Origin of the sequence: Bacillus sp. FSL K6-2865, assembly GCF_040311405.1 — a bacterium.
Taxonomy (GTDB): domain Bacteria; phylum Bacillota; class Bacilli; order Bacillales; family Bacillaceae; genus Bacillus; species Bacillus velezensis.
In genome coordinates, this window is the sequence record NZ_CP152036.1 from 970,329 (window position 1) to 992,406 (window position 22,078).

23 protein-coding genes are annotated in these 22,078 nt (G+C 47.9%); 12 read left to right on the top strand and 11 right to left on the bottom strand.

Annotated features, from left to right (window positions below; genetic code table 11):
• Positions 1-8 precede the first annotated feature (8 nt).
• Positions 9-1,364 (top strand): sodium-dependent transporter, encoded by a 1,356-nt coding sequence (locus NYE42_RS04820; RefSeq protein WP_040238367.1) that lies wholly within the window; start codon positions 9-11, stop codon positions 1,362-1,364.
• 36 nt (positions 1,365-1,400) lie between these two features.
• Here the strand turns inward: NYE42_RS04820 and NYE42_RS04825 are convergent, their stop codons facing one another.
• Genes NYE42_RS04825 through sigM form a run of 3 tightly spaced genes read right to left on the bottom strand, consistent with a single transcriptional unit; the run spans position 1,401 to position 3,236 of the window.
• Complete coding sequence (locus NYE42_RS04825) at positions 1,401-1,691, bottom strand: anti-sigma-M factor (protein ID WP_003155315.1); 291 nt, start codon at positions 1,689-1,691, stop codon at positions 1,401-1,403.
• Positions 1,679-2,752: an anti-sigma factor gene (locus NYE42_RS04830; RefSeq protein WP_040238365.1), complete on the bottom strand. Its 1,074-nt coding sequence runs from the start codon at positions 2,750-2,752 to the stop codon at positions 1,679-1,681. Before NYE42_RS04830 ends, NYE42_RS04825 begins: the two co-directional genes overlap by 13 nt.
• The gene (gene sigM / locus NYE42_RS04835) at positions 2,745-3,236 is read right to left on the bottom strand and encodes an RNA polymerase sigma factor SigM (protein WP_003155312.1); all 492 of its coding nucleotides are present in this window, start codon (positions 3,234-3,236) and stop codon (positions 2,745-2,747) included. The genes NYE42_RS04830 and sigM overlap by 8 nt, the downstream gene beginning before the upstream one ends.
• Before the next feature lie 240 nt (positions 3,237-3,476).
• Here sigM and NYE42_RS04840 point away from each other — a divergent pair, with 240 nt between their 5' ends.
• Complete coding sequence (locus tag NYE42_RS04840; protein WP_007409265.1) at positions 3,477-4,076, top strand: 1-acylglycerol-3-phosphate O-acyltransferase; 600 nt, start codon at positions 3,477-3,479, stop codon at positions 4,074-4,076.
• 45 nt (positions 4,077-4,121) lie between these two features.
• On the opposite strand, the gene NYE42_RS04845 is transcribed toward NYE42_RS04840, so the two are convergent.
• Together NYE42_RS04845 and NYE42_RS04850 are read right to left on the bottom strand one after the other, a co-directional pair.
• Complete coding sequence (locus NYE42_RS04845; RefSeq protein WP_003155308.1) at positions 4,122-5,456, bottom strand: hemolysin family protein; 1,335 nt, start codon at positions 5,454-5,456, stop codon at positions 4,122-4,124.
• Positions 5,457-5,517: 61 nt separating this feature from the next.
• Positions 5,518-5,943, bottom strand: a complete 426-nt coding sequence (locus tag NYE42_RS04850) for a MerR family transcriptional regulator (protein ID WP_007409263.1) — start codon at positions 5,941-5,943, stop codon at positions 5,518-5,520.
• Positions 5,944-6,122: 179 nt separating this feature from the next.
• On the opposite strand from NYE42_RS04850, the gene NYE42_RS04855 reads away from it, so the two are divergent.
• The 3 genes from NYE42_RS04855 (at position 6,123) to NYE42_RS04865 (ending at position 10,202) form a co-directional block, all read left to right on the top strand.
• The gene (locus NYE42_RS04855; RefSeq protein ID WP_043021383.1) at positions 6,123-7,307 is read left to right on the top strand and encodes a pyridoxal phosphate-dependent aminotransferase; all 1,185 of its coding nucleotides are present in this window, start codon (positions 6,123-6,125) and stop codon (positions 7,305-7,307) included.
• Positions 7,308-7,339: 32 nt separating this feature from the next.
• Positions 7,340-8,584, top strand: coding sequence for a beta-ketoacyl synthase N-terminal-like domain-containing protein (locus NYE42_RS04860; protein ID WP_352426799.1), 1,245 nt, complete (start codon positions 7,340-7,342; stop codon positions 8,582-8,584).
• Between the two features lie 229 nt (positions 8,585-8,813).
• Positions 8,814-10,202, top strand: coding sequence for a hemolysin family protein (locus NYE42_RS04865; RefSeq protein WP_352426800.1), 1,389 nt, complete (start codon positions 8,814-8,816; stop codon positions 10,200-10,202).
• A gap of 13 nt (positions 10,203-10,215) precedes the next feature.
• Here the strand turns inward: NYE42_RS04865 and crcB are convergent, their stop codons facing one another.
• From crcB to NYE42_RS04880, 3 genes are read right to left on the bottom strand one after another with little or no spacing between them, the layout of a single operon-like run.
• A complete protein-coding gene (crcB, locus tag NYE42_RS04870; RefSeq protein ID WP_012117180.1) occupies positions 10,216-10,575 on the bottom strand; it encodes a fluoride efflux transporter CrcB in 360 nt (119 codons plus the stop codon).
• Positions 10,572-10,967 (bottom strand): CrcB family protein, encoded by a 396-nt coding sequence (locus tag NYE42_RS04875; RefSeq protein ID WP_014417303.1) that lies wholly within the window; start codon positions 10,965-10,967, stop codon positions 10,572-10,574. The genes crcB and NYE42_RS04875 overlap by 4 nt, the downstream gene beginning before the upstream one ends.
• A 1-nt stretch (position 10,968) precedes the next feature.
• Positions 10,969-11,685, bottom strand: a complete 717-nt coding sequence (locus NYE42_RS04880; protein ID WP_015417128.1) for a glycerophosphodiester phosphodiesterase family protein — start codon at positions 11,683-11,685, stop codon at positions 10,969-10,971.
• A gap of 169 nt (positions 11,686-11,854) precedes the next feature.
• On the opposite strand from NYE42_RS04880, the gene NYE42_RS04885 reads away from it, so the two are divergent.
• From NYE42_RS04885 to NYE42_RS04895, 3 genes are all read left to right on the top strand, one after another.
• Positions 11,855-11,959, top strand: a complete 105-nt coding sequence (locus NYE42_RS04885) for a YhdX family protein (protein WP_352426801.1) — start codon at positions 11,855-11,857, stop codon at positions 11,957-11,959.
• 162 nt (positions 11,960-12,121) lie between these two features.
• Positions 12,122-13,237: a mechanosensitive ion channel family protein gene (locus NYE42_RS04890; RefSeq protein ID WP_015239489.1), complete on the top strand. Its 1,116-nt coding sequence runs from the start codon at positions 12,122-12,124 to the stop codon at positions 13,235-13,237.
• 51 nt (positions 13,238-13,288) lie between these two features.
• Complete coding sequence (locus NYE42_RS04895) at positions 13,289-14,032, top strand: NAD-dependent protein deacylase (protein WP_012117183.1); 744 nt, start codon at positions 13,289-13,291, stop codon at positions 14,030-14,032.
• A gap of 33 nt (positions 14,033-14,065) precedes the next feature.
• On the opposite strand, the gene NYE42_RS04900 is transcribed toward NYE42_RS04895, so the two are convergent.
• Positions 14,066-14,914: a polysaccharide deacetylase family protein gene (locus NYE42_RS04900; protein WP_007409254.1), complete on the bottom strand. Its 849-nt coding sequence runs from the start codon at positions 14,912-14,914 to the stop codon at positions 14,066-14,068.
• 256 nt (positions 14,915-15,170) lie between these two features.
• Between NYE42_RS04900 and dat the strand changes: the two genes are divergently transcribed.
• Positions 15,171-16,022 (top strand): D-amino-acid transaminase, encoded by an 852-nt coding sequence (gene dat, locus NYE42_RS04905; RefSeq protein WP_199022446.1) that lies wholly within the window; start codon positions 15,171-15,173, stop codon positions 16,020-16,022.
• 41 nt (positions 16,023-16,063) lie between these two features.
• On the opposite strand, the gene NYE42_RS04910 is transcribed toward dat, so the two are convergent.
• Complete coding sequence (locus tag NYE42_RS04910) at positions 16,064-16,648, bottom strand: TetR/AcrR family transcriptional regulator (RefSeq protein ID WP_012117186.1); 585 nt, start codon at positions 16,646-16,648, stop codon at positions 16,064-16,066.
• Between the two features lie 108 nt (positions 16,649-16,756).
• Here NYE42_RS04910 and NYE42_RS04915 point away from each other — a divergent pair, with 108 nt between their 5' ends.
• Positions 16,757-17,308 (top strand): hypothetical protein, encoded by a 552-nt coding sequence (locus tag NYE42_RS04915; RefSeq protein WP_352426802.1) that lies wholly within the window; start codon positions 16,757-16,759, stop codon positions 17,306-17,308.
• A gap of 38 nt (positions 17,309-17,346) precedes the next feature.
• On the opposite strand, the gene NYE42_RS04920 is transcribed toward NYE42_RS04915, so the two are convergent.
• Positions 17,347-17,847 carry a universal stress protein gene (locus tag NYE42_RS04920; protein WP_003155289.1) on the bottom strand — a complete coding sequence of 167 codons (501 nt, stop codon included), beginning with the start codon at positions 17,845-17,847 and terminating at the stop codon, positions 17,347-17,349.
• Between the two features lie 421 nt (positions 17,848-18,268).
• Between NYE42_RS04920 and NYE42_RS04925 the strand changes: the two genes are divergently transcribed.
• Together NYE42_RS04925 and NYE42_RS04930 are read left to right on the top strand one after the other, a co-directional pair.
• Positions 18,269-20,026 carry an ABC transporter transmembrane domain-containing protein gene (locus NYE42_RS04925; RefSeq protein WP_352426803.1) on the top strand — a complete coding sequence of 586 codons (1,758 nt, stop codon included), beginning with the start codon at positions 18,269-18,271 and terminating at the stop codon, positions 20,024-20,026.
• Positions 20,023-22,044 (top strand): ABC transporter ATP-binding protein, encoded by a 2,022-nt coding sequence (locus NYE42_RS04930; protein ID WP_012117188.1) that lies wholly within the window; start codon positions 20,023-20,025, stop codon positions 22,042-22,044. The genes NYE42_RS04925 and NYE42_RS04930 overlap by 4 nt, the downstream gene beginning before the upstream one ends.
• Positions 22,045-22,078: the final 34 nt, after the last annotated feature.

Here is a 22,078-nt window from a genome sequence, read left to right on the forward strand (position 1 = left end):
GGAAAGTCGTGTCTGACCAAAAAAGGGTTCAATGGGCCTCAAAAATAGGATTTATTATGGCCGCTGCCGGTTCGGCGATCGGCCTGGGAGCCATTTGGAAGTTCCCTTACGTAGCGGGTACGAACGGAGGAGGCGCTTTTTTTCTTGTATTCGTCCTCTTTACCGTGCTTTTAGGCTATCCGCTTTTGCTCGGTGAATTTATTTTCGGAAGACGGAGCCAGACAAATGCGATTGATGCCTACAAACAAGCCGCGCCGAAGTCGGTATGGCACCTCACGGGTTATGTGGGTGTGGCGGCCTGTTTTTTAGTTTTGTCTTTTTACAGTGTTGTCGGCGGGTGGATTTTGCTTTATGTGTTAAAAGCCGTTACGGGTTCTTTATCCGGGCTCACTCAGGAGCAGTACGGAACGGTGTTCGGGACGGTCATTGAAAATCCGATCCAGACTCTCGTTGCGCAGCTTGTATTTATGATCATGACGGTGGCGGTCGTCGCAAAAGGCGTGCAGAAAGGGATTGAACGTGTCAGTGCAGTGCTGATGCCGATTTTATTCGTGCTGTTTCTATTGCTTGTGCTGCGATCAGTCACGCTCGATCATGCCGTTGAGGGGATTAGATTTTTATTGGTTCCGCACTTTGAAGATTTGACGCCGGAATCCATCCTATATGCTTTAGGACAGGCGTTTTTCACATTAACGCTCGGCGTTTCGGTCATGGTGACATACAGTTCGTATCTGCCGAAAACCCAAAACCTTCCGGGATCGGCGGGTTCCATTGTTATGATGAATGTGCTCGTCACGCTGTTTGCGGGACTGGCCATTTTTCCGGCGGTTTTTTCGTTCGGCTTTAAACCGGATGAAGGGCCTACACTGCTGTTTACCGTACTGCCGGCTGTGTTTGACCGGCTGCCGTTCGGCTCGCTGTTTTTTATCAGCTTTTTGGCGGTCTTTTTCTTCGCCGCGCTGACTTCGGCCTTTTCGATGGTGGAAATTATCGTGGCGACTGTCGGGAAAGGTGATGAAACGAAAAGAAAGAAGCTGTCGTGGACAAGCGGTCTGCTCATTTTCTTAGTCGGAATTCCGTCCTGTTTATCATACGGTGTTCTCGGTGATGTTCATTTGTTCGGAAAAACGTTTTTTGATCTTGCGGATTTCACCGTCAGCAATGTGCTGATTCCGCTCGGCGCTTTATTAATATCAATCTTCGTCCCGCTGAAAATACCGAAGCAGGAGCTGTTTGCCGAGATGAAAAGCGGTTCCGCCATCGGCTATCGTTTCTTTCAGGTGTGGTATTTCCTTCTGAAATATCTCGTGCCGCTGGCTATCATCGTCGTATTGCTGCATTTAATCGGCGTTCTTTCATTTTAAAAAAACAGGCCCCCGTAAAAGGGCCTGTTTTTACGTTTAAAAACCGAATTGCAGATTCGTATCAACCGCAACGATCGTATATACACAGACAATGACGAACAGATTGAGAATGACACCGAGCAGTCCCGGGCCCGTCCGTCCTTTTTTAATAAACAGCTCAATGATGCCGAACGGCACGGCGGCCATCGCAAACGGCAGCATCTGATAAGAATAGAAAGTCACATTGCTGATGATTGCCACGTTCAAAAGCAGCAGCGACAAAATCGCGGTACCGACTGATATCCAGCCGAAAACATTATGCTCTTTAAAAATTCTTACCAATTCCATAATTCCACCTCACCGATGTTTGCTGCTTTTACTGTTTTGTTTTTCAGCAGACGTTCGATTTCTTTTGTCGGCCCCGTCACGACAGAGCCGTATACGTTCATTCCGTGATGTTCAACATAGTCGATTCGGCTGCCAAGATTCATGTCTTTTCGTTTCGATATTGCATGCGCCCATTTTTTATGGCTGGACATAAATTCAAGGGCATTGATAAATTGTTCACGGTCTGTCTGTCCTTGCGTTTCGAAAGAGGACACCATCTTGGAATCTTTCCCGGGAAATCCTAACGGCTCGGCATAAGGACTGTCTTTCAGATTTTTCTCCGTTTCGACCGCGTTCCATAAAAACTTCACATCGTATTTTTTAAAAGTCGAATATACTTGAGAAGAAGGGTAGGCCCTGTCATAAGAAAGATAGACCTCCGCCACGCTTCCTTCAGGCAATTTTTTTAATGTCTGTCCGGCTTTTTCAATCGTGCGTCCCTTTAAGCCGGAAGGATGGGCGAAATAATGCTTTGCCTGTGCCGCGTCTAGATCATAGTAGTTAACGGCAGGCGATTTGACCGTATCTAAAAACATTTCAATCCGTTCTCCGCCGACGGATTTCGTTTTTGTGCCGATCTGCTTTTGCAGCGGAAATTCCGTATTCATTCCAAACAGCTTCACCTGGCTTTTCAGTCCGGAGGTATCGACGAGGACGTTCGGCATTGTGGTCGCCACCGTCACTGCCGCGGTCTCCATTAATTGATTGCCGGTGCTTTCTTTTCCTCCCAGACCGTAATAGAGGTAGCTTCCTAATGTGCAAAGCGGCAAAATCATCAAAGTGGAGATGACGGCGAGAACTGAAATCCGCAAATACGATTTGCGTTTTCCGTATGATAAAATGGCCTTCTGTTTTTCCGGGCTGATGCCGACGTCCCATTCCCGGTCGTCCTGCATTTCGCTTTCAATCAACTCCTGATAGACTTCCAGCTTTTCCAGCTCTTCTTCAAAGGCGGCCATTTCCCGGTCGCTCATTTCTCCATTTTTGTATTGGTAAAAACGCTTTTTAAATTCTTCATTCATCATTAACACCTCTATTATAAAGTGCTTTCAGCCGCTGTCTGGCACGAAATAAAACACTTTTAAAATTAGCCTCTGAAATATTCATAATATGGGATGCTTCTTTGTAATTCAGTTCTTTTAAATAATACAGTGTTAAGGCCTCCCGATAATTGTCGGGAAGTTCGGACATATACCCTGTCAGCACTTCCTTGATTTCAATCTGATGAGCCGGGCTTTGAACAGCCGTCTGAAAAAGGCTCCCAATTAAGTCATCGGAAATGGTCACTTCCTTTTTATGTTTTCTGACATAATCTATAAACGCATTTCTCGCCACTTGAAAAAGCCATGGCTTTACTTTGCTGTGGTCGTAGGAGTGAATGTGTATGTATGCCCTCATAAAGGTTTCCTGCAGCAAATCTTCAGCGAGATGCTTGTCTTTTGTCATGGAGAGCAGGAACCGGTAAACATCATTCATATACATTTGGTAAATTTCATCGATCGTCACTGCCTTTTCTCCCCTCTATGTTATACACGCATAAGAAAGGTTTAAAGTTGCACGTTCCATGCAAACGGCTTAAATTCATTTTCACCTCATCAAACACCATTTCTCTATAGTACCCAAAATCCGTCATAAAAGATAGAGATCGGCGGAGGAAAAATATAATTATTAGTACCAGGTAATAAAAAATATTGTTATAATAGAGAGAGAGAACACTTTTGATCATTACAACAAAGGAAGTGCGTTATGTATAAGTTTTGTGCAAATGCCATCAAATGCATTCTATCCCTGCGCGGAGGAGTGAAAGTGTACAATAAAGAGAATCTTCCGTCTGATAAAGGATTCGTTATCGCGTGCACGCATGCGGGCTGGGTGGACGTCCTCACGCTCGGTGTCGGGATATTGCCCCATCAGATTCATTATATGGCGAAAAAAGAGCTGTTTCAGAAAAAGTGGATCGGACGTTTTTTGAAGAAGATTCACGCATTCCCGGTTGACCGTGAAAATCCGGGCCCGAGCAGCATTAAAACGCCGATTAAGCTTCTGAAGGAAGGAAAGATTGTCGGGATTTTTCCGAGCGGTACGAGAACATCAGAAGACGTCCCGCTGAAAAGAGGGGCCGTGACCATCGCCCAAATGGGAAAAGCGCCGCTCGTTCCGGCCGCATATAAAGGGCCGTCTACGGGAAAAGCGCTGTTTAAAAAGGGAAAAATGCGGCTTATCATCGGCGAGCCGATTTTTTTGGAGGACTTTTCCGATCTTGCGCCGAAGGAGAGGCTTGCGGCCATGACAGAAGAGCTGAATGCCAGAATTAAAGAGCTTGAGAAAAAACTTGAACAACTGTAAATGAAAAAAAGCTTGCCGTCTGTATCAGACGCGCAAGCTTTTTTGTTATGCTTCTTTTTGTTCGGCGGTTTCCAGCAGTTCATCAAACGCCAGTTTTTTCACTTCAATATATGCGACGTGGTGGCCGTCAATTTCATTAATGATAAATTCACAGCCTTCTTCGATAATCGAGTCGTATTGTTCGACGTCGTATTTCTGGGTAAGGAACCAGCCGCCGATGGTGTCGACCTCGTCATTTTCCAAATGGATGCCGAGGAGTTCGTTCACTTGATCAATCAGGACCTTGCCGTCAAGCATGTAATGGCCGTCGCCGAGTTTACGGATTTCGTTGATTTCATCGATATCAAATTCATCACGGATTTCCCCGACGATTTCTTCAATAATGTCTTCAACGGTGACAAGCCCCGCGGTTCCGCCGTATTCATCCGACAGAATCGCCATATGAACCCGTTCCTTCTGCATTTTTACAAGCAGATCGTGAATCGGTGCCGACTCAATCACATGGATGATCGGATTGACAAAATCGGTAATCGGCGAGTCGACTGATACTTCGCCGCTGATGCAGGCGGTCAGCACTTCTTTAATGTTAATAACGCCGATAATATTATCTTTGTCACCCTCTTCGACAGGGTACCGGGTATATTTTTCAATCTGAATGATGTCCATCATTTCAGAAATTTTGATATCATGCGGCAGACTGACGATTTCCGTACGCGGAATCATGATTTCTTTTGCAAGTCTGTCGTCAAATTCAAAGATTTTGTTCACGTATTTAAATTCAGACTGGTTGATTTCACCGCTTTTATAGCTTTCCGATAAAATGATGCGCAGCTCTTCTTCAGAGTGGGCAAGCTCATTTTCAGATACCGTCTCCAGACCGAACGTCTTCGTTAAAAGACGGGCGGAGTTGTTCAGAAGCCAGATAAACGGGAACATGATGCGGTAAAACCAAATGAGCGGTTTCGAAAACAGCATTGAAACGGCTTCCGCTTTCTGGATGGCGACTGTTTTCGGCGCCAACTCTCCCACGACCACGTGTAAGAATGTAATGATCGCATAGGCGAGAATAAATGAAATAATATGCGATAATGAGCTTGGTACGTTTATCTTTGTGAAAAGCGGATGAAGCAAGCGTTCAATCGTTGATTCGCCTAAGACACCAAGACCGATGGAAGTCAATGTTATGCCGAGCTGGCACGCCGATAAATACTCATCTAAATGCGTGGTCACTTTTTTGACACCGATTGCGGCTTTATTTCCTTCTGCTATAAGCTGGTCAACCCGTGAGCCTCTGATTCTGATTATCGCAAACTCAGATGCTACGAAAAATGCCGTCAGCGCGATTAAAACCGCGACTAAAATCAAATTCACAATGTCCAATTAGAACCTTCACTTCTTTTGGGAAGATGAAGGTAACACCTCCTGTTAGTAAGATAATGGTTTAACTTAACAGCAGCATAAATGATTGAAGCACTGCAAGCTTTTCAGGAGCCAGCCTTTTTTTCAGCTGGGCGCGCTCCTCTGGTTCAAGCTTTTCAAACCGATTCAAGATCACGGAGATGTTTTGATTCATGTGATCAATTTCCGATGCCAGATTTCCAATATCGTCAGGCAGGGCTGAAGAGGGAAACTGGTTCTCCAGTCGATCTTTTATATCAGACAGGGCCAATCGCTGCTTTTTACAAGCGACTATAAACTTTAACCGATTAAGTGCAAGTGTATCGTAGTAACGATAGTTCGAACAAGACCTGTCAGGCTTTAAAAGCCCGAGGTTTGTGTAGTAATCCACCGTGCGTTTCGTTACACCGGCAAGCTCTGCTAATTCACTGATGCGATAAGTCTCAGCCCCATCTAAATCCCTCCCCAACCATCACGTTATAGTTATGAGAATAGTTTAATATATGAAGGGGAGTTTGCACAAGTTTATTGTTTTCCGTCTTTCTCCTGAAACGGCGCGGCGGGCTGTCTGAAAAAGCGTTGACTGCGCCATGTAAATCTTTCATAATCATTGTAAATAGAAACGGAAGAAAAAGACAGAAGGGACAGATGACAGTGGCCGGTTTATCACGGGAAGTGACACAGAATCTGGAGAAAGGTTCATGGATACGCAAACTATTTGATGAAGGCGCTCGGCTGAAAAAAGAGTTCGGCGCCGATAAGGTGTTTGACTTTTCAATAGGAAATCCGGTTGCGGAGCCGCCTGAAACATTTAAAAAGGCGCTTTGCGAAGCGGCTGAAACAGGGCGGCACGGATACATACAAAACCAGGGGCTTCCGGAGGCGAGAGAAAAGGTTGCGCGCTTTTTGTCAGAGCGGTTTCAGACAGAAATTTCCGCCAGGCATACAGTCATGACGGTCGGAGCCGGCGGGGCGCTGAATGTCGCGCTGAAAAGCATTTTAAACCCCGAGGAAGAAGTCATCCTTCTTGCGCCTTATTTTGCGGAATATAAAGCGTATGTTGAAAATTACCGCGGCAGACCCGTCATCTGCCCGCTGACTGACTCATTTGAGATTGATATTGAAGCGGTTAAAGGTGCGATCACCCCCCGTACGAAAGGACTGATCGTTAATACGCCGCATAATCCGACGGGGACTGTGCTCAGCCAGAAAAACCTTAACGAATTGGGCGCCTTATTAAAAGAAGCCGAAGAGCGGAACGGCCAAAGCATATTTATTTTATTTGATGAACCGTACAGCCAGCTGATCTACGGAGAAGAGCAGGCGAATCCGTTTCAGGCGTATCACCGCGTGATTTTAGTCAGTTCGTTCAGTAAAGATCTCGGCATTGCGGGGGAAAGGCTCGGGTATATCGCGGCAGACGCCCAAATGCCTGAGGGCGATCTTCTGACGGATGCGTTCGTTTTCTGCAACCGGACGCTCGGCTTTGTGAACGCTCCGGTCATGATGCAGCGTGCCGTGGCGAAAATGGATGATCTTTCGATTGACGCTGAACCTTACAGAAAGCGGAGAGACCTTATGGTGGACATCCTCACAGAAGCCGGTTTCGAATTTGAAATGCCGAAAGGAGGCTTTTTCGTCTTTCCGAAATCACCGATTGAAGACGAGGTGGCATTCTGCATGCATGCCGCACAGAAATACAAACTATTGATCGTACCCGGCAGCGGATTTGGAAAAAGCGGCTATTTCCGATTATCTTTCAGCGTGCCTTCAGAACAGATCAGACAGTCGCGCGATATTTTCAAAGCACTGTATCAAGATTTTTCTTCATAGCTTCCAATACATAAAGATGGGAGAACGGACAAATGTCGAGGAGTAATAATGGCACGTCAGACATCAGCATTACAGGAATCGGAGTCTTAACCGCGGTCGGACAAGGCAAGGAGGCGTTTCTCGATGCGCTTATGGAGGGGCGGCACGCCTTTGATGTGATGAAACGGCCCGGCCGGCAGAAAGGCAGTTCGTTTATCGGCGCGGAGCTTAGCGAATTAACGCCGCCGGACGCGCTGTCGAAGCGCTTGTACCGAAGGGCCGCATTATCGGGAAAGACGGCGCTTATCGCTTTATATGAAGCGTGGCATGACGCTCAATTAGACGGCGCTGATCACAGCCGCACCGGTCTGATTATCGGCGGCTCGAATATGACGCAGCGCGAATTGCTGCAGGCCTTTGAGAAAAACGGTGAAACGCCGCAATTTGTAAATCCGACATACGGGCTTTCTTTTATGGATAGTGATTTGTCGGGGCTTTGTACGGAGCAATTCGGGATAAAAGGGCCGGCCTTTACGGTCGGCGGCGCGTCGGCAAGCGGCCAGGCGGCGGTTATTCAGGCTGCTCAAGGAATCAAAGGCGGCCTGTTTGACCGGTGCATCGTGATCGGGGCGCTGGCCGATCTGTCGTACATGGAGTGTCATGCTCTCCGTTCTTTGGGAGCGATGGGCACTGATACATACGCTGAACGGCCTGAAGCCGCCTGCCGCCCGTTTGACCGGCATACGGACGGGTTTATATTCGGAGAGGCGTGCGGGGCGATTGTGCTGGAACGCGCTGAATCTGCCGAACAGAGGGGCGCGCGTTCGTGGGCCGGCTTAAAGGGCTGGGGGATGGCTTCCGATGCGAACCGCAACCCGAATCCTTCAGCAGAGGGCGAAATGACGGTGATCCGCCAGGCGCTGGAGCGGGCCGGTCTTTCAGCAAAAGAGATCGATTACATCAACCCGCACGGCACCGGTTCGCCGATCGGTGATAAGACTGAATGCCGGGCGCTTTCTGAAAGCGGCCTGTCGCACGCGCGGATTAATGCGACAAAATCGATTACCGGACACGGTCTGAGTGCGGCCGGAACGGTGGAAATCATTGCTGCTCTCTTGCAAATGCGGGAAAACAAGCTTCATCCGATCCGAAACTTAACGGAGCCGATTGACGATTCATTTCAGTGGGTGACCGACGGGCCGAGCGCCCATACCGTACACCATGCGTTAAGCTTAAGCATGGGATTCGGGGGGATTAATACGGCGCTTTGTTTAGAAAATCATTTCCGAGGCAGATAACGGCAGCCTTCTTTTTGAAGGCTGTTTTTTATATCATAAAAATCTGAAAATGATGAAAGAATGGAGTTGTGATACAATAAACTATACAAATGACAATCATGCTTTGACTTAGGAGGTGGCAGGATGGGGCCCTCTGTGTAGTCAATCACCCATTTCGTTCCTCTCGCTTAAGAAAAAACGATGAAATCAGGAGGTGACGTCCTTATCCTTTAATTCGGGATAAGGTGAAATGGACGATATTGACAGTTTGATTTTAATCGGTGTGCTCATTGCGTTAACGGCATTTTTCGTGGCGAGTGAATTTGCGATCGTCAGAGTGAGAAGATCCAGAATCGATCAGCTCATTTCAGAAGGGAACAGACGGGCGGTGCTCGCAAAGCGTATCATTACGGATCTTGATGAGTATTTATCCGCCTCGCAGCTTGGCATTACACTCACATCCATCGGGCTCGGCGTACTGGGAGAGCCTGCATTTGAGCGGATGCTTCATCCTGTGTTTCAGGGCATGGGGCTGCCGGATTCTGCTGAGCATGTGATTGCTTTTGCTGCGGCGTACGGGCTGATTACGTTTCTGCATGTCGTCGTCGGTGAGCTTGCGCCTAAAACGGTTGCGATTCAAAAAGCTGAAAAGCTGACGTTATGGATTGCCGGACCGCTTCGGTTATTTTACGTGTTCATGTTCCCGTTTATTTGGGTGCTGAACGGCTCCGCGAGAATTCTGACCGGTTTGGCCGGATTAAAGCCGGCATCTGAGCATGAAGGCTCCCACTCTGAAGAAGAGCTGCGGATCCTGCTGTCAGAAAGTTTAAAAAACGGAGAAATCAATCCGTCTGAATATACATTTGTGAATAAAATTTTTGATTTTGATAATCGGATCGCCAAGGAAATCATGATCCCGAGAAAAGAAATCGCGGCTGTTTCCACTGATATGGACGTGCCGGAAATGCTTGATATGATGCTGAAAGACAAATATACGCGCTGGCCCGTAACGGACGGGGACAAAGACAATGTCATCGGCATGATCAATACGAAGCATCTCTTTTCAGATCTGCTGTTTATGACAGAAGATGAAAAAGCGGAAGTATCCATCACGTCTTACATCCGCCCGGTGATTGAAGTCATCGAGACGATCCCGATACACGACCTGCTGATAAAAATGCAGAGAGAACGGATTCATTTGGCGATATTGTCTGATGAATACGGCGGAACGTCCGGTCTTGTGACGACCGAAGACATACTTGAAGAAATCGTCGGCGATATCAGAGACGAATTTGATGAGGACGAACAGCCGCAGATTCAAAAGCTGTCCGAACGCCATTATGTGCTGGACGGAAAGGTTCGGATCGATCAGGTGAATCATCTTCTCGGCGCAGGGATTGAAGAGGAAGTCGACACGATCGGCGGTCTTGTGCTGAAACGGAATATTGACATCTGTGCGGGTGAGTCGATACAAATCGGGGGATACACTGCCCTCATAGTAGAAATGGACGGCCGGTTTATTAAACAGCTTGAACTCAAAGAAGAACAGGGCCGCCCGGGCGGTCAGGGAACAATAAACCGCCAGCTTCCCGTGCCTGAAACGGTCATGCTTCATAACGCAACCTTGAGCGAAAAATAAGCTCAAGGTTTTTTTAAATGGATATCATAACAAAGCCGCACCAGAACGCCAAAAGGCTTCCGGCTGCTGAAACAGCGATGTAGAGCAGGCTTTCCTTAATGCGGTTGTTCATCATCAGCTGCACGGCTTCAATACTGAACGTGGAAAAGGTCGTAAACGCACCGAAAAAGCCCGTCGCGATGATGATGCCGGCAGAAGGATTATCCAGACCCAGGCCGGTGAACATGCCGAGGCCGAAGGAGCCGAGCAGGTTGACCGCAGCCATTCCAAGCGGCATCGGAAAACCTTTTGTTCTTTCTGAAATTGTTTTACCCAAAAGAGAACGTAATACCGCTCCGATACCCGCTGCGATAAGCATCAGGACAATCGTCATGGTGTATCATGCCCCCTTCCCGCTGCGTGAAGGGCAATACGCCGTCCCCAGAAAATGCCGGCGTATGCAAGGGCAATGCCAGAGATTAATGTCGCGGCAGCATAACAAAAAGCCGCTGCGGGAGACGATTGCAGCAGAAAAATGGTTTCTTTTGCGAAGGTTGACATCGTCGTGAAACCTCCGCAAAAACCGGTTCCTAAAAAGGCGGTCAAAAGAGGGCGTTTAGCCCGAATGATGAAATAACCCGTAATAAGACCGAGTAAAAGGCTTCCCGCCGCGTTTTCGAGGAAAGTGGCCGCCGGGAAAGAACCGCTGTGAATGTGCGCGCTCATTTCAAAGCGGAGCAATGCGCCAAGCGCGCCTCCGATAAAAATTGCGATGTATTGTTTCATATCAGCCATCCTTAGAAATAAAATCCGGAAAATCAGTTACAATGCCGTCAACTGCCATCATTTGCAGTTTTTCGGCCGTCTTTTGATTTCTGACCGTCCAGGCAAATACTTTCAGGCCGTGTCTGTGAGCGGTGGAAATCAAGAACCGATTCAGGCGGGTATATTTAATATTGACATAATTTACGGCTGATTTGTAGGCGGCCAGCTGGCTTTTGGAAAACATCCCGAAGCTGGGTCTTGCAATTATTGCAGTCGGAACGGACGGATACATGTCGTGAAAGGTCTGAATTGACTTGAGGCTGAATGATTGAACGATAGGGCGGATGGAAAAGGAAAACCTGCTTAACAGCTGGCCGACTGCTTTTTCAAGACCGACTTGAGAAACGTGCCCTTTCAGTTCAATTAAAAAACCGATTTCAGAATGATAACGCTTCAAGACCTCTTCGAGCAGGGGAATCCGCTCCCCTTTAAACTCAGCCCCATACCAGCTGCCGGCATCCAGAGACTGCAGCTTCTTCAGCGTAAAATCTTTTACAAAACCGGAGCCGTCCGTCGTCCGGTCGACTTTGTCATCATGGATGACGACAATCTGGCCGTCTTTTGTGAGCTGGACGTCAAGCTCAATGAAATCAGCGTTCATTTCGGCAGCGATATCAAATGCCGCAAATGTATTTTCGGGCGCGTAACCGGATGCGCCGCGATGAGCGATGGTATACAAGCTTGTCAGCTCCCCTCATGGGCATTTCTGTTATTATATCAGATTCGTATATGCACAGCGATTCAAACTGGTGAATGTGCGAAACAGTATTTTTTTGGAATAAAGATAGTGCTTTTTTCGGTTTACAATCCGCAGTGATGATTTATAATGGCAAAAAGGAGGCGAGATCATGGAAAAAGGGAGATTGAAAGTGGAAGAAAGAATTAAGGCCGAAACCGATGCTGAAATCCAAAAAGCGACTCTCCTGAAACAGACACAATCAAAGAAGAAATAGTGCCTGACCCTGTTGTATCTGGCTGAAAGATGAACGAATGTGTGAAAACCCCGGCTGTGCTCTGAGGCCGGGGTTTTTCAGGCTGCCTAAAGACATTAAAAGAAGCTGATGTCCGAATGTTTTAGTATAATAGATTTTCGACAAGACAAAGGAGCATATGCCATGATGACACAATTTCAGAGCTTTTTTACGCTTGACCATATTTCGCAGATCAGTATCAGCATCGGAATTTTAGCGGCTTTTCTCGTTTTGAGAAAACTGTTTGTCAAATACTTTTTTCAGCTCATTTACAAATTGGCAAACAAGCCGAAAACCGACATATTCAAACAGATTGCCGTAGCGTTTGACAAGCCGGCCAGATGGTTTTTCGTGGCGCTGGGTCTGTTTTTGGCGATTGAGTATTCGCCGTTTTTAGACGGGCAGATGGACATTGTCAAAAAATTGTACCGCTCTCTGATCGTTGCGCTGATCGCCTGGGGGCTTTGCAATCTGACATCGGCGTCTTCGTTTTTATTTCATAAAGTCAATCAGCGCTTTGAGCTTGATATGGATGACATTTTGGCGCCGTTTTTATCCAAGGTGCTGCGCTTTGTCATTCTCGCGCTCAGCGTCAGTGTGATCGCGCAGGAATTCAATTATGATGTAAACGGGTTCGTGGCCGGACTCGGACTTGGCGGATTGGCCTTCGCGCTCGCGGCTAAAGATACGATCAGCAATTTTTTCGGCGGCATTATCATCATTACGGAAAAGCCGTTTACGATCGGCGACTGGGTCGAGACGTCATCTGTGACGGGAGGCGTTGAAGATATCACTTTCCGAAGCACAAGGTTCCGCACGGCGCAGGGGGCGCTTGTTACCGTGCCCAATTCAACGCTGTCCATGGAAGCCATCACAAACTGGACGAGGATGACGAAGCGCCAGGTCACGTTTTCCGTTCGTGTTTCTTATGCGACGCCGATTGATCGTTTAGAGCGGTGCATCACAAGGCTCAGAGAAATGCTTCGTGAACATGAAGGCGTGCATGATGATACGATTATGGTTAACTTTGACGTGTTTGCGGACAGCTATTACAATCTGTTTTTCAACTTTTACACAAAGACCATCGTCTGGGCGGAAAGCTTGGACGTGCGGCAGGATATCAACCGCCGGATTATTGATATTTTTGCTGAGGAAGGCGTGGAATTCGCCTATCCGGGCCAGAATGTATTCGTAAAACAGAAAAGCCACGATGATCCGGTTCATGTGAAGGATCATTCCGGAGAAAAAGAACGGGCATAACAGGCGCCGTTCTTTTTTCATGATATGATAAAAAGAAAAGGCGGTGGAAGAGTGGAAGCGTTTATGACATTGATCAATCAGGCGGAACGTATCGTGGTGCTGACGGGAGCGGGAATGAGCACGGAATCCGGCATTCCCGATTTTCGTTCGGCGGGCGGTATATGGACCGAAGACACCTCCAGAATGGAAGCGATGAGCAGGGAATACTTTGAACGCCGTCCGCGTGAATTCTGGCCTAAATTCAAACAGCTCTTTCAGATGAAAATGAGCGGAAGCTATGAGCCGAATGCCGGCCATACGTATTTGGCGGATCTTGAAAAGCGGGGAAAGCAGGTAGACATTTTCACGCAGAATATTGACGGGCTGCATAAGAAAGCGGGAAGCAGCAGTGTCTATGAGCTTCACGGTTCAATTCAGACCGCCGCATGCCCCCGCTGCGGAGCGCGCTACGGGCTTTCTCATCTGCTGAAGGACGAAGTGCCGGAATGTACGGCGGAAATCGGTGATCATGCGGTATGCGGCACCGTATTAAAAACGGATGTCGTGCTGTTCGGCGATCTCGTTCAGCATTTTGAAACCCTTTATGAAAAGCTAGATAAAGCTGATCTTCTTCTTGTGATCGGCACTTCGCTTGAAGTGGCGCCGGCAAGGTTTGTCCCTGAGGATGCGGGACGGATTCCCGGTTTGAAGCAGGTGATCATTAACCTTGAGCCGACATATTGCGACCATTTATTTGATCTTGTCATCCATGAGAAGATCGGTGAATTTGCAAAACGGATCAGCGCCGCGACATAAAAAAAGCCGGATCATATACAGATCCGGCTTTTCTTATTCATGGACGGGAATCATTTGATCCGTCAGAACATCAAAGGAGTAGCCCTGGGCTTTCAGTTTTTGGATCAGGCTCGGCAAAGCGTGCACCGTCGCAGGCAGATCGTGCATTAAAATGACATGCGGCCTGCTCGTATGAACGCTTTCCAAATATGCGAGCTGATTCAATACTTCCGGCACGTACCGTGCGTTTTTGTACTTCCAGTCTTCACTGTCTATCGTCCAGTCCCAGTACACGAATCCGCCTTTTTCGAGATTCTTAATCTGGGCATCCGTCAATGACGGTTTACTGCCGTAAGGCGTGCGGACAAGATCCGTTTTTACTCCGGTGATTGCCTCGAGTGTATCGCGTCCCTGCTGCATTTCGTTCAGCGGTGATGTCGGTGTTTGATAAAACAGGTGATTATCGTGCGTCACGCCGTGCAGGCCGAGCGCGATTCCTTCCTGCTTCGCTCTTTGCACGGAATGCTTATAGGCTTTCATCCGCGGTTCAAGCATAAAAAAAGTGGCCTTTGCGCCATTTGCCTTCAATACATTCAACAGCTGTTCAGTATATGGAGACGGCCCGTCGTCGAAGGTTAAATATACCGTTTTTTTCCCTGGGTCACGCTCTCTCTGCAAATGTTTCATTAAGACGTCGGGAGAATCATTTTTCAGCCGCAGGCTTTCTGCTTCATCCCGAAGCTGCCCGTTTGCGGTCACGGTGACCTGTTTGTTTTTTGCGGCGGAAGCGGAATATCCCATTATGACGATTACCAGAAGCAGTCCGCACAAAACTGCTAAACTCGTAAGTTTAAAAGCCAATGAAAACAGAGAAGGGGAAGCACCTTCTTTTGTGTTGCGCATAACAATCTCTCCAGTAGCATAAGTTTCTGCATAATGCCGATAACAGCGGAGGCTTGCGAAGTGCCATAAGTTAACAGCATATGTATGTCGAATCAAGTATACAGGAACAAAACTGGAAAAGACATAGAAAAGATGTCGAATAATAAGATTTTAAGAAAAAAATAAACTCCGCAGCCGGCTCGTTCAGTATGATAGAATAGTTGACAATAACAGCTGAGAATGCACATCACGGCAGATAACGATGAGGAGGGTTTACATGAAGACATTAGTAAACGGCCAGTTGATTGATCGTGAAGAAGCGGCAGTTGATATTGAGGACCGCGGATATCAATTCGGTGACGGTGTGTATGAGGTCATCAGAGTGTATAACGGTGCCTTATTCGGTCTGCGTGAGCATATCGTCCGTCTTTTCAGAAGCGCCGCAGAAATCGGCATCACCCTGCCGTTCTCCGCAGAGGACATAGAATGGGATCTGCAAAAGCTCGTACAGGAAAACAAACTCATTGACGGCGGGGTCTATATACAGACGACGAGAGGGAAGGCGCCGCGGAAGCACCAGTATGACGAAGGATTGGAACCGCAGACGACGGCATACACCTTTTCAGTGAAAAAACCGGAAAATGAACAAAAAGCCGGAGCGCAGGCCATAACGGCGGAAGACAAACGCTGGCTGAGGTGTGACATTAAGAGTCTGAATTTACTGTATAATGTGATGATTAAACAAAAAGCCTATGAAGCAGGCGCTTATGAAGCGGTGCTGATAAGGGACGGAGCGGTCACGGAAGGAACCTCTTCCAATGTATACGCCGTCATAAACGGCACTGTCCGGACGCATCCTGCAAATGAGCTGATTTTAAACGGCATTACGCGGATGAAACTGTTAGAGCTGATGAAAGAAAACGGGATTGAGGTGCGGGAGAAGGCTCTTACCGAAGACGAACTCAGGGATGCGGATGAAATTTTCATCTCGTCAACGACGGCTGAATTAATCCCGATCGTAACCCTTGACGGAAAACCGGTCGGAAGCGGAACGCCGGGACCTGTAGCCAAAACGATTCAGGAGGCTTTTCAGTCGCACATTCAGCAGGAGCTCGGGGTTCAGTCATAAGCTGAAAAAAGGCCGGAACACATCCGGCCTTTTTACTTCAGTCAGATAAAAAGAGATTCGATATGCTGAACGAGCACACGGGAGATCTTCTCTTTTGAAAGACGCTCAGGTTCAAGCATGGCATGCAGCGCCAATCCGTCGGCGATGGCGTACATTTTCTCCGCTTCAATCTCTTTATCAAGATTCGGTTTCAGAAGCTTATTTTCATCCAGCCAGTCAATCAGACCGCGGATATATGCTAAGATCCCGTCCTGCTGGGGTTGAAACTCTTCTCCCTTATGTCTGGCATAAGCTGTGAAAGCGAACCATACCTCCATTTCAGCCATCGTTTCTTCATCTGTCGGGATGATTTCAAGCATCAGACGCACCGCTTTTTCTTTCGGCGGCAGATCTTTCATGGCAACTTCGTTAATTCTGGCGGCCGCTTTTTCTTTTACGAGTGTCATCGCATACCCTAAAAGCTCATCCTGGGTGGTGAAATAGTGCCTCAGCGCGCCTAAAGAAAGACCCGCTTCCTGGGCGATGTTTCTCACTGTCGCTCCTTCCATTCCCCGCTCCAAAATCGTCCGCCAAGTGGCTTCGGCTATTTGTTTTCTTCTTTTTTCATGATCGATTATTTTAGGCATGGTTCCAGTGTAACAGGAAATATTTTTTCTTGCAATTTTGTAATACAGTTGTATTAAATAAAAAGCAGTGATACAATGCATTTTAGAAAACGATAAGGGGGAACCGGATTGAACGCGATTGCTTGGTTGATTGTCATTTGTGAGGCTGCTTTTTGGGCGGCTGTCATCTTCGGATTGGCGGCGCGCTATATATTCAGGCGGCAAAAGCTCGGAATGTTTTTTTTCGCTCTCATTCCTTTATTGGATGCCGTACTGTTTCTGGCGGCCGCAGCTGATTTATACAGAGGGGCGGCGGCGACTATGGCGCATGCGGTGGCGGCCATTTATATCGGAGTGTCTGTCGCCTTCGGGAAAAGCATGATTCAATGGGCGGATGAGCGGTTCCGCTATTATGTGGTCAAGGAAGGGGCAAGACCGGTCAAGCAGTACGGGCTGGATTATGCCAAACATTATGCAAAAGGGTGGGGGAGACATGTATTAGCGTTTGCCATCGGCGGCGTTCTTTTAGCCGGAACGGTATTTCTCATTCAGGACGCTTCCCGCACCGAAGCGCTCAGCAAGCTGTTAAAGGGCTGGTCTGTCGTATTGTGCATCGATTTTTTGATCATGGCGAGTTTTTTTGTGATGCCGAAAAAAAGAAGAAACAGCCGGGAGCTGTAAAAAAAGCAGCTTTTGATTAAGCTGCTTTACAGAAAGAATTATTTTACGATCAGCACGGGAATATCGGATTTCGATGACAGTTTTTCACTGACGCTTCCGAATAAAAGTTTTTTCAGCCTGTTCTGGTCCCGGCTCCCCATGACGATCAAATCCGCCGATATACGGTCGGCATGCTCGATAATGGCATCAGCGGGATCACCTTCTAAAATGTCGATATCCCCGTCAATCTGGCTGTCGTTCATCAGCATTCTCGCTTCCGCAACGATTTCTTCCGTACGGTCTTCATAAATCATCGGATCAGGGGAGATTCTTTCCGCCTGGAGCGGATCAGGAACGCTTGCAATCCCGCCGCCGATATACGTTGCCCCGGCTCCCGGCCTCGGGGGATCAACAATCGTCTGGGTATCTTTTGCATTGTGGGAATGTACGACCGTTAAATCCGCGTGAAACGTTTTTGAAAGGTCTATGGCTTTTTGGAGCGCTTTTTTACTATCATCACTTCCGTCAAAAGCTGCTATCAACCGGTCCGCGTGAAACATCGGCCTCATCCTTTCAGTAAAAAAGGTTTGTTTTACAATACCCGAATGGCAGAAATGTAAAACCTGCATTGACAAAAAAAGGATTTGTTTATATGATGAAGGAACAATATAGGGAAAAAGGAGGTATGGATCATGTCAAAACTAAAGCTTGTCAACTCATCTTCAGCTGAATACCGGCGTGACTCCCATACAGCTTCCGTTTTCTGAACATTTGCTTAAAAACGAGGCAGTCGCGCATAAACGGCGGGTCTGTACCTTATTTATAATAATAAGAGGCATGGAGCTGAGGCTTCATGTCTTTTTTTATACAAAAAAATGAAAGAAAGACAGGTGTGATGCATGTGGCGGTATTAGCGAAAACAATGAAAAACAATCCGGAAAAGCTTGAGGGCGGCTGATTGATGAAAGGGGATGACGGTATTTGTTTACTGTATTAAAAAAGCTCGCGTGGTTTTTTAAAGCCTATTGGCTGCGCTATACGACAGCGATTGTTCTGTTATTGATTGTGAATGTCATTGAAATGTTTCCGCCTAAACTTCTCGGTAACGCGATAGACGATATGAAGGCGGGCGTGTTTACAAAAAGCGGGATGCTGTTTTACATATGTGTTTTTCTCGCATTAACGGCAGCCGTCTATTTACTGTCTTATTTTTGGATGTATCAGCTTTTCGGCGGGGCGAATGTCATGGAGAAGATTCTCCGTTCAAAGCTGATGGGAAGGCTTCTTCAAATGTCACCGCCGTTTTACGAGAAATACAGAACGGGCGATTTAATGGCGCGGGGGACAAATGACTTGCAGGCCGTCAGTATGACGACGGGCTTCGGGGTCTTAACGCTCGTTGATTCAACGATGTATATGCTGACGATATTTTTGACAATGGGGCTTCTCATCAGCTGGAAGCTGACATTTGCCGCGATTATTCCGCTGCCGATAATGGCGGCTGCGGTCAGCCTGTACGGAAAAAAGATCCATGAGCGGTTTACGGAAGCGCAGGATGCTTTCGGATCATTAAATGACAAGGTGCTGGAGTCGGTATCCGGCGTCCGGGTCATCCGGGCATTCGTGCAGGAAAAAAATGATGTCAGCCGGTTCGGTGATATGACGGCGGATGTATATGAGAAAAATATGAAAGTGGCGTTTATCGATTCACTTTTTGAACCGACTGTGAAACTTCTCGTCGGCCTCAGCTATCTTATCGGTCTCGGCTACGGCGCTTATCTCGTTTTTCAAAACCGGCTGACGCTGGGAGAGCTGGTATCGTTTAACGTGTACCTCGGAATGATGATCTGGCCGATGTTTGCGATCGGAGAATTAATCAATATCATGCAGCGCGGAAATGCCTCCTTGGATCGTGTCAATGAGACGCTTTCCTATGAGCCAGACGTGACAGGACCCAAGCACCCCGCCGGCATCAAGGAGCCCGGGCGTCTTGTTTTTGAACAAGTGACTTTCACGTATCCGAGCGGAGCGGGACCGGCGGTTTCTGATGTATCTTTTTCCGTAGAAAAAGGGCAGACGCTCGGCATCGTCGGGAAGACGGGAAGCGGAAAGACGACGATCATTAAGCAGCTGTTGCGTGAATATCCGCCCGGTGCGGGAGCAATCACGTTTACAGGCGTTCCGATTCAGGAGATTCCGCTTGAGGAGCTCCGCGGGTGGATCGGCTATGTGCCGCAGGATCATTTTTTATTTTCAAAGACTGTAAAAGAGAATCTGCTTTACGGCCGGCAGGATGCAAACGAAGAGGAAATCGGCAGCGCGCTGAAAGATGCGCATTTTGAAAACGATATCGGCATGCTTTCCGACGGGCTTGAGACGCTTGTCGGCGAGAAGGGCGTAGCGCTCTCTGGCGGACAAAAGCAGCGCATCTCAATTGCGAGAGCGCTTTTGACCGATCCTGACATTCTCATATTAGATGATTCGCTTTCTGCCGTAGACGCGAAAACGGAAGCCGCCATCATTGACAGCATCCGTAAAAAACGGCGGCATAAAACAACGATTATCACCACCCATCGGCTCTCGGCAGTTGAACACGCAGATCTCATTCTCGTCATGGATGAAGGCCGGGTGTCTGAAAGAGGCACGCACCGGGAGCTGTTGGCGCAGAACGGCTGGTATCGAAAACAATATGAGAGGCAGCGGCTGTCCTCTCTTGAAGAAGGGGGGACGGGCGCATGAAGACCGGGAGAAGATTATGGAATTACGCGCTTCAATATAAGAAGCTGCTGATATGGGCGGTCGTCCTGCTCATTATTGCGGTCGGCACTGAGCTGACCGGCCCGTTTATCGGAAAAAAAATGATTGACGACCACATTCTCGGCATTGAAAAAACATGGGTTAAAGCCTCTGCGGACGATCCGGGCGCCGTCAGGTTCCGGGGGCATGATTATGTCAGGGAGGACCGGCTCAAACCGGGGGCGGACAAAACCGGAGAGGCGCACATTTATCAAGTCGGTGCGGGCTACTATTTTGTTGACCGTCCCGTCAGTTTTGACGGAAACCGTTCGGTGTCTGACGGCCGGCTGACAATATCAAACGGTAAAGAAAGCAGGTCATATCCCGCCATTACGTTATCAAGACAGGAGATTTTTCAATTTTACCGTCCCGAAATAAAAGGATTGCTGACGCTGACCGCCATTTACGCGGGACTGCTCATGTTTTCCGTATGTTTTCATTACGGCCAGCATTATCTGCTGCAGATGGGAGCGAACCGGATCATACAGCGCATGAGGCAGGATGTATTTTCACACATTCAGAAAATGCCGATCCGCTACTTTGATAATCTGCCTGCCGGAAAAGTCGTGGCCCGCATTACGAATGACACAGAAGCGGTCAGGGATTTATATGTAACGGTGCTGTCGACATTTATCACAAGCGGCGTTTATATGCTCGGCATTTTTACGGCGCTGTTTATGCTTGACGTCAGGCTGGCCGCCGTTTGCCTGCTGATTATTCCGATTTTAATGATCTGGTCGGTTGTGTACCGCAAATACGCATCCGTCTTCAACCAAAAAATCCGTTCCATTAACAGTAACATCAATGCGAAAATGAACGAATCCATTCAAGGAATGCCGATTATTCAGGCGTTCCGCCGCGAGAAGGAAACGATGAAGGAATTTGAAGAATTGAATGAAGCTCATTTTCGCTACAAAAACAAAATGCTGTCCTTAAATTCCCTCATGTCCCACAGTCTTGTCAATGTGTTGCGCAATCTGGCGTTTGTCGGGCTGATATGGTATTTCGGAGGCGCGAGTCTGAGTGCGGCCGGAATTGTTTCGATCGGCGTTTTATACGCGTTTGTTGATTATTTAAACCGTTTGTTCCAGCCGGTTACGGGGATTGTCAACCAATTTTCGAAGCTTGAATTGGCCCGTGTCTCTGCCGCCAGGGTATTCGAGCTTTTACAGGAGGAGGAAACGGAAGAAGAAGGCGCTCCCGCAGACAGAAAGGCGGAAGGGACAGTGGAATTCCGCGATGTTTCTTTTGGATATCGAAAGGGGGAAGAGGTGCTGAAACACATCAGCTTTACAGCTGAAAAAGGGGAGACGGTCGCCCTCGTCGGCCATACGGGGTCCGGCAAAAGCTCCATCCTGAATCTTCTGTTCCGTTTTTATGATGCCCAAAAAGGAGATATCCTGCTGGACGATAAAAGCATATACGGCATGTCAAGGCAGGAGCTGAGGTCGCATATGGGCATTGTGCTGCAAGACCCGTATCTTTTCTCGGGCACGATCGGCTCCAATGTGACACTCGATGATCAGCGTATTTCTTTGGAGCAGGCGGAAGAAGCGCTTCGCCAAGTCGGCGCCGCAAGTCTTCTGCAATCCCTGCCGAAGGGTATCAGAGAGCCCGTCACCGAAAAAGGCGGCACACTGTCCTCAGGCCAGCGTCAGCTGATTTCTTTTGCAAGAGCGCTTGTGTTCGATCCGGCCATATTAATTTTGGATGAGGCGACGGCGCACATTGACACCGAAACAGAAGCAGTCATTCAAAAAGCGCTGCAAGTCGTTCAAGAAGGGCGCACGACATTTATTATCGCCCATCGGCTTTCCACGATCAGACACGCAGACCAGATTCTCGTGCTGGAAAAGGGCCGCATTATTGAAAAGGGAAGCCATGACGAATTAATGGCGCAAAAGGGGCAGTACCATCAAATGTATGAATTGCAGAAAGGAACGGCGAAGTCCGCGGTGTAATCGGAAAGGGTGAATCTAAAGATTCGCCCTTTTT

What these genes read in the sequence shown, in the direction of transcription:
- NYE42_RS04825 (WP_003155315.1), bottom strand. Translation starts at nt 1,691, where the DNA reads ATGGAATTGGTAAGAATTTTTAAAGAGCATAATGTTTTCGGCTGGATA.
- NYE42_RS04830 (WP_040238365.1), bottom strand. Translation starts at nt 2,752, where the DNA reads ATGAATGAAGAATTTAAAAAGCGTTTTTACCAATACAAAAATGGAGAA.
- NYE42_RS04840 (WP_007409265.1), top strand. Translation starts at nt 3,477, where the DNA reads ATGTATAAGTTTTGTGCAAATGCCATCAAATGCATTCTATCCCTGCGC.
- NYE42_RS04855 (WP_043021383.1), top strand. Translation starts at nt 6,123, where the DNA reads ATGACAGTGGCCGGTTTATCACGGGAAGTGACACAGAATCTGGAGAAA.
- NYE42_RS04860 (WP_352426799.1), top strand. Translation starts at nt 7,340, where the DNA reads ATGTCGAGGAGTAATAATGGCACGTCAGACATCAGCATTACAGGAATC.
- NYE42_RS04865 (WP_352426800.1), top strand. Translation starts at nt 8,814, where the DNA reads ATGGACGATATTGACAGTTTGATTTTAATCGGTGTGCTCATTGCGTTA.
- crcB (WP_012117180.1), bottom strand. Translation starts at nt 10,575, where the DNA reads ATGACGATTGTCCTGATGCTTATCGCAGCGGGTATCGGAGCGGTATTA.
- NYE42_RS04875 (WP_014417303.1), bottom strand. Translation starts at nt 10,967, where the DNA reads ATGAAACAATACATCGCAATTTTTATCGGAGGCGCGCTTGGCGCATTG.
- NYE42_RS04885 (WP_352426801.1), top strand. Translation starts at nt 11,855, where the DNA reads ATGGAAAAAGGGAGATTGAAAGTGGAAGAAAGAATTAAGGCCGAAACC.
- NYE42_RS04890 (WP_015239489.1), top strand. Translation starts at nt 12,122, where the DNA reads ATGATGACACAATTTCAGAGCTTTTTTACGCTTGACCATATTTCGCAG.
- NYE42_RS04900 (WP_007409254.1), bottom strand. Translation starts at nt 14,914, where the DNA reads ATGCGCAACACAAAAGAAGGTGCTTCCCCTTCTCTGTTTTCATTGGCT.
- dat (WP_199022446.1), top strand. Translation starts at nt 15,171, where the DNA reads ATGAAGACATTAGTAAACGGCCAGTTGATTGATCGTGAAGAAGCGGCA.
- NYE42_RS04910 (WP_012117186.1), bottom strand. Translation starts at nt 16,648, where the DNA reads ATGCCTAAAATAATCGATCATGAAAAAAGAAGAAAACAAATAGCCGAA.
- NYE42_RS04920 (WP_003155289.1), bottom strand. Translation starts at nt 17,847, where the DNA reads ATGTTTCACGCGGACCGGTTGATAGCAGCTTTTGACGGAAGTGATGAT.
- NYE42_RS04930 (WP_012117188.1), top strand. Translation starts at nt 20,023, where the DNA reads ATGAAGACCGGGAGAAGATTATGGAATTACGCGCTTCAATATAAGAAG.